The sequence below is a fragment of the Thioalkalivibrio versutus genome (genome assembly GCF_001999325.1).
Taxonomy (GTDB): Bacteria; Pseudomonadota; Gammaproteobacteria; order Ectothiorhodospirales; family Ectothiorhodospiraceae; genus Thioalkalivibrio; species Thioalkalivibrio versutus.
The window spans coordinates 104,185-125,177 of sequence record NZ_MVAR01000003.1 but is presented as its reverse complement, the minus strand read 5'-3'; the positions used below and the strand labels follow the sequence as shown (position 1 = coordinate 125,177).

Sequence of the window (20,993 nt, the reverse complement as noted above, 5' to 3'; positions counted from 1 at the left end):
ACGGAAATTAGACCAGCTCATGCGCGACTGGAACCCCTCGCTCTCGGGGATGACCGACCTCGTCCACGCCCTGCGCCGCAACCCGAAAGAGTCGGCGGCGCTCGTGGTCCTGGTGTTCGTCAGTAGTCTGGCCTTTCTCTACGTCGACGACAGCCAGCAGGGCACCTTCACGCTATTCCTGTTTGCCCCCGTTATCCTCGCAGCCCTGGCGTTTGGCATCTACGGAGGTTTTTTCGCAGCTCTGTTTGCGGCCGCGCTGATCGCTCCCTACTCCGCCCTGACCCTAGCGCCGGAACACGCCTGGCTCTGGCTGGATTGGGGCATCCGCGCCACGTGGCTGACCGTGATCGGGGTGCTGGTCGGTATGCTCTCCTGCGCGGTCTGTAACCTCGAGGGCCGCGTCAACCTGCTGCGAGGGCTCAATCCGGAAAATGGCGAACCCGATTACGACTCTGCGCAGAAACACGTGGAAGTTCTGCTGAGCAGCACAACCGGCCGCGACCAGTACGCAAATGTCACGGAGGTGCGGGTAGCGAATTTCAAGGCGTTGCAGCAGCGCTTCGGCACACGGCGCATGGATGAAGTCATGCAGGTTCTGGCGGAGCGAATCCGCCTCGTGATGCCCGCGGGCACCTTCGTCAGTCATTCGGCCCCGGACTCGCTCTCCGTAGTCAACAGCTCGCATGCACCCTGGAACCCCGCCGAGCAGACCGAGCGACTGCGCTCGGTCCGCGAGACCCCGCTCCAGATTGACGGGCTCGAGATTCATACCGAGCTGGTCTCAAGCACGGTCAGCCAACGCATGGAACCGCTCGCAGCGAGCCCCGGCATGGGCGATACGGCCGCCCCGCTCTCCAACATGAGCGACGCCGCAAGCCGCCTGCTGGCGCGTGCGCGCGATGCGCTGACGGCCGAGTCCGATCTGAACTCCGGTGGACCCGCCCCTTCTTGGCACGGCGACACGCAACTGCTGGGCGAGATCGCCAAGGCCATCGAGGACCAGGAAATCCAGGTGGTCTATCAGCCGGTCCTCGAGTTGCGCAGCCGCAAGTTCCTCAAGCTCGAGGCCTTGCCCCGCTGGAACCATCCCATCCGGGGACTCATCCCGCCCAGCCGTTTCCTGCCCCTGATCGAACACGCGGGGATGGTCCAGCATTTTGCCCGCTGGGTAGTCGAGGACGTTGTGGAACGTCTGGCCGAGTGGAAAGCCCAGGGTTACGAGCCCGTCGTTTATCTGGACCTGCACCCTCACATGCTGCATGACCACACCTTCTTTGGAGAGGTGGCGCGGCAGCTGCGGACCCATAACCTATCCTTGGCACAACTGGGCTTACAGATCCACGAACGCTACGTGATGTCCTTGAAAGGTCGGCAACTGCGGCATCTGCGCCATCTGCGAGCGTCCGGCATGCGCTGTGTTGTAGACAGCTTCCACGGCAAACATGTGCCGCTCACCCACTTGCGCACCCTCCCCCTGGACACGATCAAGCTGGATGCCAAGGCCCTGTGCTACACCTCCGGGAAGCTGCAAGACCCGCGCTCCATCCAGGCCATCGTGCGGATGGCGCATGACCTGGGACTCTCGGTGATTGGCGCCGGGATCGAGAATCCCACGCAACTCGGCGAATTCGTGCAGCTGGGTTGCGACGAACTCCAGGGTCCCCTGCTCGGCAAACCGCTCGAACATACCCAGATTGACAGCCTGATGGATGTTCAGTATTCCCAGATCAAGCCGCTTTCGCCCACCCTTGTGCCCGAGAGCGAAGAAACGGAACTGGATCCAGCCTACTCGTCACATTGAAATGGCGTGACCGGAGAGCGGACCGCCGCTGGCGCACGTCCGGCATTCAAGGACCAGCGGCGGCGGGACTCGCTCACCGATGACTGCGGCTCGCCCACTGCTCAGCCCCCTTTGTGCAGCGCCTGATGCATGGCGGTCAGGAGCTGTGCCTTGCGATAGGGCTTGCGAAGCACCGGTGCAGAGCTTCCGGACGGATTGCCCACCATCGGCTCGTCACCGGTGTAGCCCGATGCCATGACGATGGGCAGGTGCGGTCGCATCTCGCGCGCCTGCGCGACCACATCGGTTCCCGACAAACAGCCAGGCAGCACCACATCGCACAACAACAGGTCGAGATGGACATCGCTACGAAGAATCTCGATCGCCGTGTCGGCATCCTCAGCTTCGCACGTCTCAAAGCCCGCTTCGCGGAGAATCCCCGCCACCAGCTCTTGGATCTCGGGGTGATCCTCGACGATCAGGATGACCTGCCCCCACCCCTTGTCCAACACGTCCGGTACCGGTTCTACGCACGAATCGGCCGGTTCGCTCGAGGCGGGCAATAACAACGTAAAGGTCGTCCCCGACCCCGGCTCGGAGTCGACGTGAATCGACCCACCCGACTGCTGGAGGAAACCGAACACCATACTCAGACCCAGGCCGCTGCCCTGCCCCGTCGCCTTGCCACTAAAGAACGGCTCGAAGATACGGTCCAGCTCGTCCGGATACATTCCGGTGCCCGTATCCCGGACCGTCACAAGCACGAAATCGCCGTCGCCTGCGTCAGCGTCAGCGTCGAGCGCACCCACAGCAGCGTCACCGTCCGCGTTGCGCATACCGATCTCCAGCACGCCCCCTTCCGGCATCGCATCGGCGGCATTGAAGGCAAGGTTCAGCAGGGCACTCTCCAGCTGACTTCGATCCATATGCACCGGCAGGACTGCTTCATCCGGGGTCAGGATGACCAGTCGACTCCGCTGCCCGAGCGAGGCCTCGAAAATCGGCCGCATCTCTTCGAGGAGATCCTGGAAATCCAGCCTCTCGGGCAACAAGGTCTGGCGTCGGGCAAAGGCCAGCAGGCTTTGCGTGAGGTTCCGGCCGCGTTCCGCGGCCTGCTCGATGACCCGCAGCAGCCGAGCCGGTTGCGACCCTTGGGGCACATGCTCTGCGAGTCGATCGACGTTGCCCAGAATGACGGTCAACAGATTGTTGAAATCATGCGCCAGACCACCAGTCAGCCGCCCCGTCGCCTCCATGCGCTGCGCGTTCATCAGCTCGCGCTCCAGCCCCCGTTTCGCCGTGATATCGCGCTCGACCGACACCCAGTGGGTAAACCATCCCGTCTCGTCGGCCAATGGCACGATATCCAGCTCCAACCACAGCTCCTCGCCGCTCTTGGTGTAATTCAGGAGCTCGGCCCGCACCGGACGCCACTGCTCCAGGGCGCGCCGAATCCTGCGCAGTTCTGCAGGCTGCGTCCCCGGTCCCTGGAGCATGCGCGGCGTATTTCCAATGGCTTCGTCGAGCGTGTACCCGGTACGTCGCTCGAACGCCTCGTTCGCAAAGATGATCCGCGGCCCCGGGTACTCAATCGGCTCGGCTTCCGTGATCAGGACAATGTCGTTGATGCGCGAAATGGCCGCGCGCAGCAGCTTGAGCTCCTGCTGTTGCTTGCGCTCCTCGGTCACATCCAGAAGGTATACGGCCAAGCCATCCGGCAATGGATAAACCCGCACATCAAGACACACACCGCGGGCTTCGAAATGGGCCTGAAAGATGACCGCCTCCCTCCGCCGCATTGCCCGGCGAAACTGCACCCCGAACGGGTCGCTCGGCGAGAACCGCCCCTTGCCCCAGATGGAACGGGCCTCTTCCGGACCACCCGGCAACCCGAGCAAGCTCCTCGCCTTGAGGTTGGCGTAGGTCAGCCCATACTCCCGGTCCACCGTGAAGAACGCGTCCGTGATGCTCTCGACGGTATCCTGCAGGCGAAGATCCAGCGCCCGGGCCTCCTCGCGCAGTTGCCGTAACGCCGTGATCTCGATGGCCGACCCCAGCCAGCGCTGGACGACGCCAGACGCCGACTTCACCGGGATCGCCTGGGCCAGATGCCAGATGTACTCGCCATCCGCACGCCGAAGGCGCACCTCGCGCAGATAGGGCTCTCCTGTCGCCACAGCCCGGCCCCATTGCTCGAGCGTGGGGTCGCGATCGTCCGGGTGGAGACAGTCGCGCCAGGCGCTCAGAAATCCCTCCTTGGAAGCCCCGGAAAAGCGCGCAAACTGGGCCCCGACATAGTCCAGCTCGCCATCCGGTCCTGCGGTCCAGACCTGGATCGGCATCACGTCCGCAATCTGCTCGTAGCGCGCGCGCTCATCGCGTAGACATTCCAGCCGCTTGCGTTCCTGAGCAAAGACGGACTGGTGGTAGTAAAAGACAAAGAACACCGCCAGCACAGCGGCCGTTGCCCCCAGCCGGTTCGCCAGCACGTACCCCATCGAAAAACCTTCTGGCGCGGAGGGTGACAGCAAGAATCCAACCCAGATCGCGGCCACCGCCAATGCAGTCACCAATGCCAGAAAGCGACCACCACCGGCATAGAAGGCCAGCACAATCAACGGTATGTAGAGAAATCCGTGCGCAAAGCCGAGCTGCGTCACCCACTCGGTCGCCAGGATGAGCGCCATGCCGGAATACACCGTCGCGGCCAGGACCCAGCTCCGCGGTTCTGAAGCCTCCATGTTCGTCATTGCGTCCAACTACCTTCAAGCCAAATACGCATGGACCAACGAGCACCCCCGTGGATGAACCGCTCCGGGTTTCTGAACCGCCCCGGATTTTCGGAAACTCGCTGGTTTGGGGCACGCCGCGCGAGCGGGCCTCTGAAGTCGCTGATGGTACTCCGCTTGCGCTCGACCCCGTTTCCGCGGGCCGTTTGCAAGGGGCTTTTTTGTCGCTGCGAGTTCCAGTCGAGCAGAGCGAGTGTCAGGCAGGTCAGGCCCCAGGCTAAACCGCACCTCCAGCGGGTCGCCGATCGGATGCGGGGCCAGACGAAGAAGGCGCCATGTCAGGCATGTGGGTCGCGCGGTCGAAACCACTACTCCTCTTTGCCAAGTGCGGCGCTGACCAATGCATCAAATCCATCTCCTGCCCAAGCGCCATAGCGTTCAGCACCTGAGAGCACTCTGCCGCACCCACTATTCGAGAAACCCTCCCTACCACCAGCCGTGCTGGGCTCCCCGTCCCTGCCCCGCAGAGGCGGGCGACTCCGTGCCGGGTCCAGGCCTGATCCGACCGCTCCAGCCGAGCCCCTCACGCCATCCGTGTCCCCTGCCCAGTCTGGCGGCCTCGACTTCCCGCTGGATCACGTTTAACGCCAGGCAACCGTGCGCTGGCGAACATACGGCGCTGACCCAAGGTGCAAGACTGAAATCGTTGCCTACGACGGGGTAGGCCAGCCCGGCCCTGACCCACCTGCGTCCGGACAAGGAGAAGGTCATCGACATCAAGGCGTTCGGATCTTCCTCGCGTACGCGCGAGGCGCTTCGCCACGACCGCGACACCGAGTTGCTGCGTTCGGAGCTTCTGAGCGTCGAGCAGCTCAAGCGGCATGCGGTCACGCTGGCCGAGCAGCACCGTATCGATCCCCGCCCCGGACCGGACCGGCTGCTGCCGCGCCTGGCGGACAATGAACGGGTCCTGATCGCGGCCTACGATGTCATCACCGCGACCCGTGCCGAAGTACCGGGCCAGCGAATCGTGCCGGACGAGGCGTGGCTGCTCGACAACTTCTATCTGATCGAGCAGCAGATCGCGATGGCACGACGCCATCTGCCCGACGGCTACAGCCGGCAGCTGCCGCACCTGGCCGATGGCCCCTCGGCGGGATTCCCGCGCATCTACGACCTGGCGCTGGGACTGATCTCGCACATGGATGGGCGGGTCGATCGCGACAACGCCACCGAGATGATCGCCGCCTATCAAACCGTCGAGCCCCTGAAACTCGGTGAGCTGTGGGCGTTCCCGATCATGCTCCAGCTGGCCTTGCTGGAGAACCTGCGCCGCGTCGGGGTGCGCATCGCCCAGCGTCGCGTGGAACGTGACGCGGCCATCACCTGGGCGGACCGCATGCTCGCGGCCGCCGAACGCGAACCCGCGCAGCTGATCCAGTTGCTGGCCGAGTTTGCCAGTGCCGATGTGCCGCTGACGGCGCCGTTTGTGGAGGAGTTCTACGGCCGGCTCCAGGCGCAGGGGCCGTCCATGGCCTTCGTGCAGACCTGGGTCGAGCAACGGTTGCAGGAACAGGGGGTCACCACTACCGGGTTGTCCGAGGCGTATGGACGCACGGCGGCAGCCAACCAGATTTCCATCGCCAACTGCATCGGCAGCCTGCGGTTCATCTCCTCGATGGACTGGAAGCAGTATGTCGAGTCACTCAGCGTGGTGGAACGGATCCTGAGCGAGGATCCGATGGGCAGCTACGCCGGCCAGGACTTCGCGACCCGCGACCGGTATCGCCACGTCATTGAGGAAGTGGCGCGCCACAGCGGCCGCAGCGAACCGAGCGTCGCGCACGAAGCCATCGGTCTGGCGCAAGCGGCAGCCACACACCGGAACCCCCGCGACCGCGGTGTGCATGTGGGCTACTACCTGGTCGACCGGGGACGTCCGGACCTGGAGCATGCAGTGGGCTACCGGCCCTCGTGGAGATCCCGCATCCGCGGGGTGTTCCGGGAACACAGCCTGCCCCTGTATCTGGGGCCCATTGGGTTGCTCACTCTCCTCATCGCAGGCGTTGCGGCATCCCTTGGAGGCTTCTTCGGCGCCGGTTCCGGGTGGAACTGGCTGCTTGCGCTTCCGCTCTTGATCGCCGCCTCGGCGCTGGCGATCGCCCTGGTAAACCTGCTGTACACGCGCGTTCTGCCACCACGGGCCTTGCCGCGCATGGATTTTTCCCACGGGATTCCCGACCGCCACCGCACCATGGTGGTCGTACCCACCCTGCTGGGAAGTCCGCAGGACGTCGATGATCTGCTCGAAGCCATGGAGATCCGCTATCTCGGGAATCGCGATCCCAACCTGTTTTTCGCCCTGCTGACGGACTTCCGCGACGCGCCCGAACAAACCATGCCCGGGGATGAGGCCCTGCTCGCCCATGCGCGCAGTGCAGTCGAACAACTCAACCAGACCTACAGCGACGACCGCCCCTGCATCTTTTACTTGTTCCACCGGCCCCGGGTGTGGAATCCGTTCGAGCAGATATGGATGGGCCATGAGCGCAAGCGCGGCAAGCTGGAGCAGTTCAATGCGCGGCTGCGAGGCGAAGCCCTGACCGCCTTCTCCGATCTTGTTGGCGATCCGTCCGTGCTCGCTTCGATCCAGTACGTCATCACCCTGGATACCGATACACAGCTACCGCGCGACGCCGCCCGCGCCCTGATCGGCAATCTGGCGCATCCGCTCAACCGCCCGGTCTACGACCCCGACAAGGGTCGCGTGGTGGAGGGCTATGCGATCCTCCAGCCCCGCGCGATGATCAGCCTGACCAGCGCCGAGCAGTCGCACTTCAGCCGGTTGTTTGCCGGTGAGTCCGGCCTCGACCCGTATACCCGTGAAGTGTCGGACGTCTACCAGGACGTCTTCTGCGAAGGCTCGTTTATTGGCAAGGGCATCTACGACGTGGATGCGTTCCGCCAGGCCGTCGACGGACGCTTCCCGGAGAACCTGATCCTCAGTCACGACCTGCTCGAAAGCGGGTATGCGCGGTCGGCCCTGGTGACCGATATCGAACTGATCGAGGAACACCCGGCCAGTGTTGCCATCGAGGCCAGTCGGCGCCACCGCTGGATACGGGGCGACTGGCAACTGGCAGGCTGGCTGCGCCCGCGGGTACCGGGGCCGCCCGGCCCGGACGGATCCATGGGACCGCGCCAGCCGAACCCCCTCTCGGCCCTGTCGCGCTGGAAACTGTTCGACAACCTGCGGCGCAGCCTGGTCGCGCCCGCGCTGGTGCTCCTGCTTGCAGGGGGCTGGCTGCTGGGACCGGCGTGGCTGTGGACCCTGCTGGTCGTGGCCGTGGTGCTCCTGCCCACCCTGCTGTCCAGCATCATCGAGCTGATCGACAAGCCCACCGGACGCGACTGGGCGCCACACTTGAACCTGACCGGACGGTCGACCGGCCGGCCGCTGCTGCTTGCCCTGCTGACCCTGGCCTTCCTGCCCTACGACGCGCGGATCAGCGTGGGTGCGATCCTGCACTCGGGCATCCGCATGCTGTACACGCGCAGCGGTCTGCTGCTGTGGTACCTGCCATCGTACGCGCGCCGCAACGCCCGCCAGACGCCGGCCGGTTTTTTCCGGGAGATGGCGAGCGCACCCGGCCTTGCCGTCGTGCTGGGCGTGCTACTGGCCCTGACCGGCAGCCCGGCGGCGGTCTGGCTTGCCGCCGCCCCGATCCTGCTGCTGTGGCTGGTCTCGCCGGTGATCGGCTGGTGGATCAGCCGGCCGCTGAGCGTTTCCACTCCGGACCTGAGCGCCGATCAGCGGGCCTTCCTGCGGGCCGTGGCCCGACGTACCTGGCGCTACTTCCTGGACTTCGTCGGCCCCGAAGATCACTGGCTCCCACCCGACAATTTTCAGGAATCCCCCGCCTCGGCCATCGCCACGCGGACCTCGCCGACCAACATGGGCATGGCGCTACTGGCCGATCTGGCGGCGGTCGATTTCGGCTATCTCACGACCGGGGAATGCCTGGAACGCATCGGCAACACCCTGGGCTCGATGGAGCAGCTGGAACGCTATCGCGGGCATTTCTACAACTGGTACGACACCCGCACGCTGCAACCCCTCCAGCCGCAATACGTATCGTCGGTGGACAGCGGTAACCTGGCCGGCAGCCTGCTGACCCTGCAAGCCGGCCTGGAGGAACTGAAGCACCAACCGATACTGACCGCGAACGCGTGGCAGGGCCTACAGGACACCCTGGAGGTGCTCGCCGAACACTTGCCCCCTGCTTCCGCGCCCGAGTTGACGAAAACCGTCAGCCGGCTGCAGGAGACCCTGCGCACCCTGATGCTGAACGCCCCCCCGCAGACCCTGGAGGCCGCCACCCGTGCACTCGGCGAGCTTCACCGACTCGGAGGCATGCTCCTCGAGGAGCCGTCGCCAGGTACCGAAATCGACCCTGAACTGGAGGCCTGGACGCAGGCATTCCAGCGCCAGGCCAAGGCCCTCCAGGAAGAGTTCGCGCGGCTGGTTCCCGCCACGTGGCCGGACAACGGCCTCCCGACGCTGGCGGAACTGGCCCGAGCGGATACTGGAGATGGCGGGGCCCGGGCGCAGATCGACCGCATCGATGACCTGATCGGGCGTTGCAGCGCACTGGCGACCATGGATTTCGAGTTTCTCTACGACGCGCCGCGCGACCTGCTGGCCATCGGCTATGACGTCACCGAACGGCGGCGTGACCCATCGTGCTACGACCTGCTGGCATCGGAAGCCCGCCTGGCCAGTTTCCTGCTCATCGCGCAGGGACAGGTGCCGCAGAAACACTGGTTCACGCTCGGCCGCCTGCTGACTCGCCATGGAGGCGACATCAGCCTGATCTCGTGGAGCGGCTCCATGTTCGAGTACCTGATGCCGCAGCTCATCATGCCGAGCTACGCCAATACCCTGCTGGACCAGACCGGCAAGGCGGCCGTGGCACGCCAGATCGAATACGGCCGTCAACGGGCAGTGCCCTGGGGTATATCCGAGTCCTGTTACAGCGCCACGGATCTCCATCAGGTGTACCAGTACCGCGCCTTCGGCGTGCCCGGCCTCGGCCTGAAGCGGGGGCTGGGCGATGACCTGGTGATCGCACCCTACGCCAGCGCCCTGGCCCTGACCGTGGCACCGCAGGACGCCTGCCGTAACCTCCAGAACCTGGCGGATCAGGGATTCCTCGGCGCCTACGGATTCTACGAGGCGATCGACTATACGGCGACCCGGGTGCCGCACGGCAATCCGCATGCCGTTGTGCGCTCCTTCATGGCGCATCACCAGGGCATGAGCCTGCTCGCCTTTGCCCATGTCCTGCTCGATCAGCCAATGCAGCGCCGTTTCATGTCCGATCCGCTGGTGCGGGCGACCGAATTGCTGCTCCAGGAACGGGTGCCGAAGAAGGGCGCCACCGTGCACCCGCACGCCGCGGAGGTCAGTGCCGCCGCTCGACCCTCCGGCGCGGACACCGGTTCGATCATGCGCATGTTCACCGACCCGGACACGCCGATGCCCGAGGTTCATCTGCTGTCGAACGGTCGTTACCACGTCGTGGCGACACATGCCGGCGGCAGCGCCAGCCGCTGGCGCGACCTCGCCGTCACCCGCTGGCGCGAGGATGCCACCACCGATGGCTGGGGCACGTTCATCTACCTGCGCGACCGCGACAGCGGCACCTACTGGTCGACAGCCCACCAGCCCACCCTGCGCCCCGCCGACCACTACGAGGCGATCTTCGTCCAGGGGCGGGCGGAATACCGCCGCCGCGACCACGCGATCGAGGCCCACACCGAGATCTGTGTCTCGCCCGAGGACGATGTCGAGATCCGCCGCGTCACCCTCACCAACCAGTCGTCCAGTACCCGCCACATCGAGGTGACCAGCTACGCGGAGGTGGTGCTGGCGCCGTTGAACAACGACCTCGCGCACCGCTCGTTCAGCAATCTGTTCGTGCAGACCGAGATCCTGCCGGAGCGCCAGGCGATCCTCTGCACGCGGCGCCCACGCACGCCGGGCGAACAAGTGCCCTGGATGTTCCACCTGATGGCGGCCCCGGGTGCGACAACCGACGAACCCTCCTACGAGACCGACCGTGCCCGCTTCATCGGCCGCGGGCGCAGCGCCGCCAACCCGCTGGTGCTCGACAAGCCGGACAGCGAGGCGACCCTTTCCAATACGGATGGGCCGGTGCTCGATCCCGTGGTCGCGATCCGCCGCACCCTGACCCTGGCGCCCGACGAGTCGGCCAGCGTGCAGATCATCTCCGGGGCCGTGGACACCCGCGAGACCGCACTGGCCCTGCTGGAAAAGTATTGCGACCGCTACTTTGTCGAGCGGGCATTCGAGATGGCCTGGTTCCAGAGCCAGGAGGTGCTGCGCCACATCAATGCCACCGAAGTCGATGCCCAGCTCTTCGGTCGCCTGGCCAGTTCCGTCGTGTACGGCAACGCCCTGCGCCGCACCGAGCCCGCCACCATCGCGCGCAACCGGCTGGGCCAGTCCGGGCTGTGGCGCTTCGGCATCTCGGGGGACCTGCCCATTGTCCTGTTGCACATCCGCAACCTGGATCGCATCGGCCTGGTCAGACAGATCCTGCAGGCCCACACCTACTGGCGTCTGAAGGGCCTGGCCGCCGACCTGGTGATCGTGAACGAGGACTTCTCCGGCTACCGCGCCCTGCTCCAGGATCAAATCATGGGGCTGATCCACGCCGGACCCGAGGCGCAGGTCGTCGACCACCCCGGCGGGGTCTTCGTGCGGCGTGCCGAAGAACTGACCGAGGACGAACGGGTCCTGCTGCAGACGGTGGCGCGGATCGTCTTCAGCGACACGGCCAAGACCCTGAGCGAAGAGATGGACCGGAGGCTGTCGGCCAAGTCGCTGGATCGGCGGGTCTCGAACAAGGGACGATCGGTGGATCGGCGCCGCTCGAAGCCGGGCCGATCGGTGGACCGGCGAGTGACCGCAACGCGTGCCTCCGATCTGCTGGAACCCGCCAAGCCTGCCACCCCCGAAGCGGTTCATCCGCTGGCGTCACGCGAGCGGGTATTCAGCAACGGGATGGGCGGCTTCACCCCCGACGGGCATGAATACGTGGTCACCCTGGAGCCCGGCCAGACGACCCCGGCGCCGTGGGTCAACGTCATCGCCAGCCCCCACATTGGCACGGTCGTCAGCGAGAGCGGCAGTGCCTACACCTGGGTCGAGAACGCGCACGAGTTCCGCCTCACCACCTGGCACAACGATCCGCTCTCCGACGCCAGCGGCGAGGCCTTCTATATCCGCGACGAGGAGACCGGGATGTTCTGGTCACCCACGCCGCTGCCAGCCCGCGGCCAATCCGGCTACGTATGCCGGCACGGGTTTGGCTACAGCGTGTTCGAGCACACCGAATCGGAGATCGCCTCGGAGCTGCATACCTACGTCGCCATGGACGCTCCGGTGAAGATCGTGCGGGTCAAACTGAGCAACACATCGCAGCGGCCACGCAGCCTGTCGCTGACCGGGTACTGGGAACTGGTGCTCGGCGAGTGGCGGCACGCGAACATGATGCACATCGTCACCGAAGTCGATGCGCAAACCGGGGCGCTGCTGGCCCGCAATGCCTACGGCCGCGAATGCGCCAACCGGGTGGTGTTTGCCCATGTTGGCGGACGCGAGCGCTGGATCAGCGGGAGTCGCAACGAATTCATTGGCCGCAACCGCTCGCTGGCCAGCCCGGAGGCGATGCGCCGTAAGCGGCTGTCCGGCAAGACCGGGCCCGGCCTCGACCCGTGCGCCGCGCTCCAGACCCGGATCGAACTGGCTGCAGGAGAGGAACAAGAGATCGTGTTCGTCTTCGGTGCGGCCGCCAACGCCGACGAGGCGCGCCAGTACATCCAGCAATTCGGCGGACGCGCCGGCGCGCGCCACGCACTCGAAGCGGTCTGGGAGTTCTGGAATCACACGCTGGGCGCGGTGCATGTGGACACCCCCGACCCCGCCCTGAACGTGCTGGCCAACGGCTGGCTGGTGTATCAGACGATATCGTGCCGGCTGTGGGGCCGCAGCGGCTATTACCAGTCCGGCGGTGCCTACGGGTTCCGGGATCAGTTGCAGGACACCATGGCGCTCGTCCATGCCACGCCCTGGCTGGCCCGCGAACAGCTGCTTCGCTGTGCCGGACGCCAGTTCCCGCAGGGCGACGTGCAGCACTGGTGGCACCCGCCCAACGGCCAGGGCGTGCGCACCCGGTTCTCCGACGACTACCTGTGGCTGCCCTATGCCGCCTGTCGCTACGTGGCAGCCACCGGGGACACCGGCGTGCTCGACGAGTCCATCGCGTTCCTGGAGGGCCGCGAACTCCATGCGGACGAGGAGGCCTATTACGACCAGCCGCAGACCTCGTCCGAATCGGCCAGCCTCTATGAACACTGCGTGCGCGCCCTTCGGCACGGGCTGCGTTTCGGCGAGCACCACCTGCCGCTGATGGGTTGCGGCGACTGGAACGACGGCATGAACCTGGTCGGCAACGAGGGCAAGGGCGAGAGCGTATGGCTCGCGTGGTTCCTGTTCGAGAATCTCGAGCAATTCGCCGACCTCGCGCGCAACCACGGCGACGCGGACTTTGCCGAGTTGTGCACCGCGCAGGCCGAAGCGCTTCGCGACAACATCGAAGCCGAAGCCTGGGACGGTGCCTGGTACCGGCGCGCCTGGTTCGACAATGGGACTCCGCTGGGTTCGTCCAGCAACGAGGAGTGCCAGATCGATTCGATCAGCCAGAGCTGGGCGATCCTCTCCGGGGGTGGCGACCCGCTGCGCGCCCGCCAGGCAATGGCGGCGGTGGACACGCGCCTGGTGCGACGCGACGCGCGGATCATCCAGCTGCTCGACCCGCCCTTCGACCACTCCGACCTGGAACCGGGGTACATCAAGGGCTACATCCCCGGTGTGCGCGAGAACGGCGGCCAGTACACCCATGCCGCGATCTGGACCACGATGGCATTCGCCAGGATGGGCGACACGGAACGCGCCTGGGAGTTCTTCGCCATGCTCAATCCCATCCACCAGGGCAGCACCCCGGAGGCGATCGAACGCTACCGGGTCGAGCCCTACGTGATGTGCGCGGATATCTACGGCGCCCCACCGCACACCGGCCGCGGCGGCTGGACCTGGTACACCGGGGCGGCCGGCTGGATGTACCGGCTGACGGTCGAGACCCTGCTGGGCCTGCACCTGGAGGCCGACCATCTGCGCATCACGCCCCGCATCCCTGCGGACTGGGACGCCTACCGCATCCACTACCGCTACCGCGAGACGGTCTACCACATCACCATCCGGCCGACCGGGGAACCCGAAGGTCAGGTGACCCGCATGACGGTGGACGGTGTCGAGTGCCCGGATTCACGCATCCCATTGGTGGACGACCACCAGGAGCATCATGTCGAACTCCATCTCGTTACAAAGGCGTGATCGCCAGCCACCGATGCCGCATGGCCCACACGGCCCGGCCCATCGGCCCGGAGGGATGGCACCGCCCATTGAACCGGCCGCGTGTTCGCTAGCGCACAGACCCCCTGGAGGGTCGGTGCCAGGGTTGGGCATGAGCGTTCGACCCCGCGCGGACACCGCGCCGCCCTGCCATCTGCATGCGTCCGGTCGAATCGTTTGTGATGAATCTTTACACCTGGTGGTACACGCAGACGGCCACGAGGCGTGCCGAACCCCGAATGCGACAGGGACGATACCATGAGGCTTGAGTACCAGATGAGGGATGAGTACCAGACCAAGAACGCATTGCGGCGCGCGGCGGAGGCCCGCCTCGCAAGGGTCGCTTCCCGGGAGCCCCCCGAATCGACCCAGGCACTCGTGCACGAACTCCGGGTTAACCAGATCGAACTGGAGATGCAGAACGAGACCCTGCGTCAGGCCCAGCATGAACTGGAGGAATCGCGTAACCGCTATGTCGATCTCTTCGAATCCGCCCCGGTGGCCTATGTCATCCTTGCGCCCGATGGCCGGTTGACCGACGCCAATCAGCTCGCCACCCGGCTCCTGGGCCTCACCCAGGCACAGTTGCTTGAACATTCCTTCGACCAGTTCATCGCTTCCTGCGACCGGGAGCGGTGGCAGGAACGGGCCGCGGCCGTGTGGGCGGGCCGCCTCGACGCACCCCAGGAGCACGAACTTCTACTCCAGAACGCGGAGGGCTCACAGTTCCCGGCCCAACTACAATGCGGCGTGCTGGACCGCTCCCACACCGGGACCACCATGCGCATCGCGTTCTTCGACATCACTGAGCGCGCCGAGGCCGCGGCAGAGATCCACCGGCTGGCCTATTTCGATGCGCTGACCGGCCTTCCCAACCGTCGGCTCCTACTGGACCGCCTGGCCCAGACGCTGGCGGCATCCGAGCGCAAGGGCCTCTACGGCGCGATCGTGTTTCTCGACCTCGACGATTTCAAGGTGCTCAATGATACCCGGGGTCACGACGCCGGCGATCGGCTCCTCGCCGAGTTGGGACAGCGCCTGCGTGCCGGGCTGCGCGAAGGCGATACCGTGGCGCGCATGGGCGGAGACGAATTCGTGGTCATCCTGGATGGCCTGGGGCCGACGCGGGACAGCGCCGCCCTGCTCGCCCAGAGCATTGGCGAGAAACTGCGTCAAAGCATTGCCGAGCCCGTCAATCTCGGCGACTTCGCGTTCCACTGCACGACCAGTATCGGCGTGCGCCTGTTCGGTCCGGGCGAAGCCGAAGAAGAATTGCTCCAGCATGCCGATCTGGCCCTGTACCGGGCGAAATCGGCCGGACGTAACCGGGTAATCTTCTTTGACCCGTCCATGCAGGCAGTGCTGGATGCCCGGGGCATCCTGGAGGACGCACTGGGCCAGGCGCTAAGCAAGGGACAGCTCGAACTGCACTACCAACCCCGGTTCGATGGAACACGGCGCGTGGTGGGGGCCGAGTCGCTGCTCCGCTGGCGACACCCGAAACACGGATTGATGGCGCCTGGCGCCTTCCTCGGGATGGCCGCGCAGACGGGTCTGATCCTGCCCATCGGACGCTGGGTGCTGGAGATCGCCTGCGCCCAGCTCGCCGCCTGGGCGCAGGATCCCACTACCCGCGAACTCACCCTGGCGGTCAATATCAGTGCGCTGGAGTTCCAGCAGGCCGATTTCATCGATCAGGTCCGCCAGGCACTGGAGTCCACTGGCGCCAATCCGGAAAAGCTGACCCTGGAGCTGACCGAGGGCGCGACCCTCGACAGCAGTGAAGCGACCATCGCACGGTCGTGCCAGCTTATGGACCTCGGCGTTCGCTTGTCGGTGGATGACTTCGGACGGGGGTGGTCGTCCCTGTCTCGCCTTACACGGCTGAGGCTGCAGGAAATCAAGATCGACCGATCGCTGGTGGCCAACATGGGTCAACCGGGGAATGACGCCACCCTGGTTTCGGCCATCCTCGCCCTGGCCAAGAGCCTGGGGCTCGCGACCGTTGCCGAAGGCGTGGAAACCGAGGCACAGCGCCGTCTCCTCGCCGATCAGGACTGCGATGCCTTCCAGGGTTTCCTGTTCAGCGCGCCACTGCCACTGGATGATTTTCAGCGGCTATTGCGCAAGGCAGGGCCGCGCCCTTAGCCGTTGCGGTGAGCAGCGCTCGTCGAGGTTCTGCTCCGCATTTTCTGTCGCAGCCGTTCCTGCCCGCTCCAGATTCTGGCAAGGGCACTCCTGGAGAAGGTAGTGCCATCGCCCGCTTCTGCGCAGGTACCCTTGCGGTCGAGGGCGTCACCGGCGGCGTTTCCGAGTTCGTTGGCGGTCATGATCTCTCCTGTCTCCGGACTGAATGCGAGTTCCACAGCGCGGACGGCCCGTCTCGTCCAGGCTCCCCCGAGTAGAAAACCGACAGCCCGCTACCCGGGCTGACCCGACTTAGGGAAACGCTACCGAACAAGAATGCCATCCCCCCGGGGACGACTCTGTTCGCCGCCGAACAAAATCACCTTCCGTGCACGGCCCCTCCGATCGCCCACCGGCCCAGGCGAGGCCTACCCGCCCCTTGGTCCACACGGGTTGGGTGGCCCACGCGCCGGGTGAACTCAAGCCCGCACGCCTGCTCGCCGGCCCCGCCTTACTGCCTGGCCTTTCTCGCTTCGGGAAAGACCCGCGATGTGTGCGGGATCGTACAGACAGCCCATCGGGCACGCGCCAGACTTTCTCACAGGTGCTGGTCAAGAAGACCCGGCCACAAAACGGCCCACAACACTGAGGGAAACGCCATGACACTGGGAACCATTCTGCTCATCGTCCTTGTCCTGCTGTTGATCGGCGTGATCCCGACGTGGCCGCACAGCCGGAACTGGGGCTATGCCCCGGGCGGGGTAATCGGCGTGGTGCTGATCATCCTTCTCATCCTGCTACTCACCGGCCGGATCTAGTCCCCATCGTTCCTGCCGACGGACATGCCGCCACCGACACCCCGAAGCCAAGGCAGCACCTGACCGACACCGTCCACGGTGACTTGGTCCATACCCATCTGGAGAACAAGAAATGAGACAGTTGCGATATTTACCCCCGATCTTCCTGACCCTTTTGCTGGCCCTGCTCCTCGCGGGTTGCGCTGCATCGAATGAACGACAGACTGTCGGCGAGTACGTCGACGACAGCGTGATCACCACCAAGGTGAAGGCGGCATTGTTCAACGAGCCATCCCTGAGCGGCTTCGAAGTCAGCGTCGAGACCTACGAGGGCCGCGTGCAGTTGAGCGGCTTCGTCAGTTCCCAGGAGGACATCAACAAGGCCGTCGAGATCGCACGTGGCGTCGAGGGCGTACGGTCGGTCGAAAACGACATGCAGCTCAAATAGCGGTCGGACCCCGCTACGCACGCTCGGCCACCCTGCCGAGGCCGCGATCGCGGTGACGCGCCGCCACTCGTCCATGCTCCATGACGGCCCGCCCATTGGGGCGGGCCGTCATCGGTTTGCCCTAGGGAAACACTGATTAATGTACACGTTCGCGCTCGAGTCGCTTTTGCGTGCGAACAAGGCGCGGTGACTGCCGTGCAGTCATTCTGCACAAGGGAACCGCAACGCCGTTCCCACGCCCGTTTTTGTCAACAACGGGCGGCCGAGCCCCTGCGCTCAATAGCTCGTGGGGTTGGCGCCCCCTGTTCCCCGATCCTGCGTTGCGCCGCTTGCGGGTAGAACCACTACCCGCTACACGACGCGCGTTGTCTCGGCCAACAGGGGGCACCAACGCGGGCGTGCGATAGATCAGCGTCTCCCTAGTCCCGCAACCCGGCTTCCAGCCTCTTGGTCTCGGTGATATCGACCATGGTGATCACCACCCCGTCGATCACGTTGTCCACCCGCCGATAGGGCATGATGCGGACCGTGAACCAGCGCCCGTCGTCGGTCGTGATCTGTTTCTCCGAGACGGCCAGGGTGCGCAGGGTATCGCGGGCATCGTCATGCAGTTCCGGGTATTCCAGGCTGGTGGTCAGATCGCTCAGCGGCCGGCCGACATCGCTCTCCCGGAGTCGGAAGACCCGGGCCGCCTGATCGGTATAACGCCGGACATCCAGATTCTGATCCAGGAACAGGATGGCGATATCGATGCTGTTGAGCACGTTCTGCATGTCGCTCTGCGCGAGCGCGAGATCGTCCAGCTTGGCCTGCAGCTCGGCATTGATCGTCTGCAGTTCCTCGTTCATGGACTGCATCTCTTCCTTCGAGCTGTTGAGCTCCTCGTTGGACGATTGCAGTTCCTCGTTGGCGGATTGCAGCTCCTCGGTCGCAGCCTGCGAGTCTTCCCGGGCCGTGCGCGCCTCCTCGCGCAAGGCCTCGATCTCGGCGCGGTATTGCTGCAGCTCGGCGGCATGCGCGGCCGGCATTGCCCCCTTGCCCTTGTTCCTGCGCCCACCCTGCCCGGCCGTGCTCGGGGCCAGATCACGGAATACGATCATGGTCATGCCCCGCAAGGGGGATGCGTCATGAAAGGCGTGCACGGTGACATCGACGCGCTGCACTCCGGCGTGCGTGGGCACCTCCAGGCTATGCAAGTGCACGGGGCGGTCGGCCTTCGCGGCCTTTTTCAACGCCCCGGCCAGAGGTCCACCCAGGCCTTCGCGCGCCATGGCGAAGATATTCCAGTTGGCCTTGCCGGCGGCCGGCTCGAGGTACTTTCCGGTATGGCCGCTGACGTAGACGATATCCCCGTCGGCATTGAGCACGACCGCGGCCGGCGCGTACACCTGCAGCAGGACCTGATCGGCCGCCGCCTGCAGCGCATCGGTGGGTTGGGAGGAAACCTCGGATGGGGACACGGGACGCTCCTTGCTCGGGCCGGACAGGGGCGGGAAGGCATGAGGCAGGAAATCACGCCCACCCATGTAGGTGTGATCCTGGCGCTGATAGAACCGCAGCCGCGACTCGATCGGCGTGAACAGATGGTTGAATTGCCCGACGGTCTCGGAAGTCCCCAGAAACAGTACGCCACCCGGGCGCAGACTGTAGTGGAACAGGGGCAGCAGCTTGCGTTGCAACACCGGCCCAAAATAGATCAGCAGGTTGCGGCAGGCAATCAGGTCGAGCTTGGTGAATGGCGGATCGAGGATCACGTCATGCTGGGAAAACAGCACCATGTCCCGAATGCCCGGTATGACCTGATAGTGGTGTTCATGGGCGGTAAAGAAACGCGCCAGCCGTTCGGGCGACACATCGTCCGCGATCGCGAGTGGGTACCGGCCCCGGCGCGCGGTCGCAATGCCGTCCGGGCTCAAATCCGACGCGAAGATCTGCAGCGTGACGGCAGGCGGCTGCGGCGATCGCTCCATGACCTCGGTGAACACCATGGCCAGCGAATAGGCCTCCTCGCCGGTCGAACAGCCAATCACCCAGGCGCGAAGCTTCTCTGTCCCCTTCTGGCGCTCCAGAAGCTCGGGCAGCACCGTATCCGCCAGATACTCCCAGGCGGCGGGATCACGGAAGAAACTGGTCACGCCGATCAGCAGTTCCTTGAACAGCAGTTCGGCTTCCTGCGCGTTGTGTTCAAGGAACGCTGCGTACTCCTCCAGCGAGGCGATGCCATGGATGGCCATGCGCCGTTCCGTCCGGCGCTGCAGCGTGCTGGGCTTGTACAGCGAAAAGTCATGGCGAATCCGCTGCTGCAACGCGGCAACGATCCGTTCCAGAGGCGTGGAGATGTCCGAGGGTAGCGCCTCGCCCGAAACGGCGCTCGCCTCGCGCACGACGGCCAGGATCCGTTCCGGCAGCTCGCTCGGCGTCGCCACGATATCGGCACACCCCGCATTGATCGCGCTTCGGGGCATCGAGTCGAACTGCGCCGATTCGGGGTCTTGCACCGCCGTCAGGCCGCCCACGGCCTTGATCGCCTCCAGGCCCGCCGTTCCGTCCGAGCCCATACCGGAGAGCACGACACCGATGGCGCGTTCGCCTTGCCCACCGGCCAGCGACGAAAACAGGATATTGACTGGCAAGCGCATGCCCCGTGGCTCTGCGGGTGCGCCCAGGTGCAGCGTCGTGCCGACCACGGTGAGTTCCGTGTTCGGCGGAATCACATACACGTGACCGGGCTCGACGCGCATGCCCTGTTCGGCCGCACGCACCGGCATGGCGGTGACCCGTTGCAGCAGTTCGGGCAGCAGCCCCTTCTGGGTGGGATCAAGATGCTGCACCACGACACAAGCGATGCCGCTGTCCGGCGGTATGCGGTGCAGGAACTCCTCCAGCGCGACCAGACCGCCGGCCGATGCCCCGATACCAATAATGCGCACCGCCTCCGGAGCATCGACAGGGGAACGGTTACCCATACTCAGCGCCTCCCGGGCAGACTCATCGCGGCGATGATTCGCACCTCGAGACGATCAGCAATACGTCCTCGCCCCCCGGGCCCAGGCTCGCGGTCATTCGCAAAAGTTCTGCGCCATCACCCCCTCGGCTGCTGGATTCAACCGAACAGCAGACGCCCCCGGCGCCTTCCCGGCACGCATCAACCACGCCCTGGATCGCCGACTGGCTGCCCTGCGCGAACCACGACGCCAGGGGCTCGCCCTCGAGTCCATCCGGTGCCGTACCGAGCAGCTCCGCTCCGGCGCGATTGCCTTCGCGGATTCTTCCATCGAGCCCGACAACCAGGTACCCCACCGGTGCAAACTCATAGAGACTTCGATAACGAGCCAGGGCCTGGTCCAGCTCCTCCTGGTCAGTTCTCAGCTGGAAATTCTGCAGATCCAGCTCGACCTGGTGGGTCTGCAGTTCACTCAGCAGCCTGAGCGCATCCGCGGCGGTATCGGGGTCGCTTGCCAGGCGGTAAAGGAGCGTCAGCGAATCCGGGCCCACCGTCCAGCCACCGGTAGGCGGAGCCGAACCCTCTTTAAGCCGGGACTCGGCCTCATGGCGCAATTGCAACTGTCTCTCGAACTCCGGGCTCAGCTTCCGCATCGGTCCTCCAGTCAAA

At 65.3% G+C, this 20,993-nt stretch carries 9 protein-coding genes; 5 read left to right on the top strand and 4 right to left on the bottom strand.

What is annotated here, in order from left to right; translation table 11 throughout:
• Positions 1-49: 49 nt before the first annotated feature.
• Positions 50-1,801, top strand: coding sequence for an EAL domain-containing protein (locus B0684_RS01065; protein WP_026313046.1), 1,752 nt, complete (start codon positions 50-52; stop codon positions 1,799-1,801).
• 101 nt (positions 1,802-1,902) lie between these two features.
• Here B0684_RS01065 and B0684_RS01060 read toward each other — a convergent pair whose 3' ends face one another.
• A complete protein-coding gene (locus B0684_RS01060) occupies positions 1,903-4,530 on the bottom strand; it encodes a hybrid sensor histidine kinase/response regulator (protein ID WP_018650040.1) in 2,628 nt (875 codons plus the stop codon).
• Between the two features lie 817 nt (positions 4,531-5,347).
• Here B0684_RS01060 and B0684_RS01055 point away from each other — a divergent pair.
• Together B0684_RS01055 and B0684_RS01050 are read left to right on the top strand one after the other, a co-directional pair.
• Positions 5,348-13,990 (top strand): glycoside hydrolase family 94 protein, encoded by an 8,643-nt coding sequence (locus B0684_RS01055; protein ID WP_018650039.1) that lies wholly within the window; start codon positions 5,348-5,350, stop codon positions 13,988-13,990.
• A 396-nt stretch (positions 13,991-14,386) separates the two neighbouring features.
• The gene (locus tag B0684_RS01050; RefSeq protein ID WP_018650038.1) at positions 14,387-16,156 is read left to right on the top strand and encodes a putative bifunctional diguanylate cyclase/phosphodiesterase; all 1,770 of its coding nucleotides are present in this window, start codon (positions 14,387-14,389) and stop codon (positions 16,154-16,156) included.
• Here the strand turns inward: B0684_RS01050 and B0684_RS01045 are convergent.
• Positions 16,153-16,338, bottom strand: a complete 186-nt coding sequence (locus B0684_RS01045) for a hypothetical protein (RefSeq protein ID WP_018650037.1) — start codon at positions 16,336-16,338, stop codon at positions 16,153-16,155. The two genes, B0684_RS01050 and B0684_RS01045, sit on opposite strands and share 4 nt — an antisense overlap.
• Positions 16,339-16,794: 456 nt before the next feature.
• On the opposite strand from B0684_RS01045, the gene B0684_RS01040 reads away from it, so the two are divergent.
• Both B0684_RS01040 and B0684_RS01035 read left to right on the top strand, forming a co-directional pair.
• The gene (locus B0684_RS01040; protein WP_018145506.1) at positions 16,795-16,953 is read left to right on the top strand and encodes a DUF3309 family protein; all 159 of its coding nucleotides are present in this window, start codon (positions 16,795-16,797) and stop codon (positions 16,951-16,953) included.
• A gap of 112 nt (positions 16,954-17,065) precedes the next feature.
• Positions 17,066-17,380 (top strand): BON domain-containing protein, encoded by a 315-nt coding sequence (locus B0684_RS01035; protein WP_018169928.1) that lies wholly within the window; start codon positions 17,066-17,068, stop codon positions 17,378-17,380.
• A 419-nt stretch (positions 17,381-17,799) separates the two neighbouring features.
• Here B0684_RS01035 and B0684_RS01025 read toward each other — a convergent pair whose 3' ends face one another.
• Together B0684_RS01025 and B0684_RS01020 are read right to left on the bottom strand one after the other, a co-directional pair.
• Entirely contained in the window at positions 17,800-20,346 is a 2,547-nt protein-coding gene (locus B0684_RS01025) for a chemotaxis protein CheB (protein WP_018650036.1), read from the bottom strand.
• A gap of 22 nt (positions 20,347-20,368) precedes the next feature.
• On the bottom strand, positions 20,369-20,977 hold the full coding sequence (locus tag B0684_RS01020) for a PAS domain S-box protein (RefSeq protein ID WP_018169930.1): 609 nt from the start codon (positions 20,975-20,977) through the stop codon (positions 20,369-20,371).
• Between the last annotated feature and the right edge of the window lie 16 nt (positions 20,978-20,993).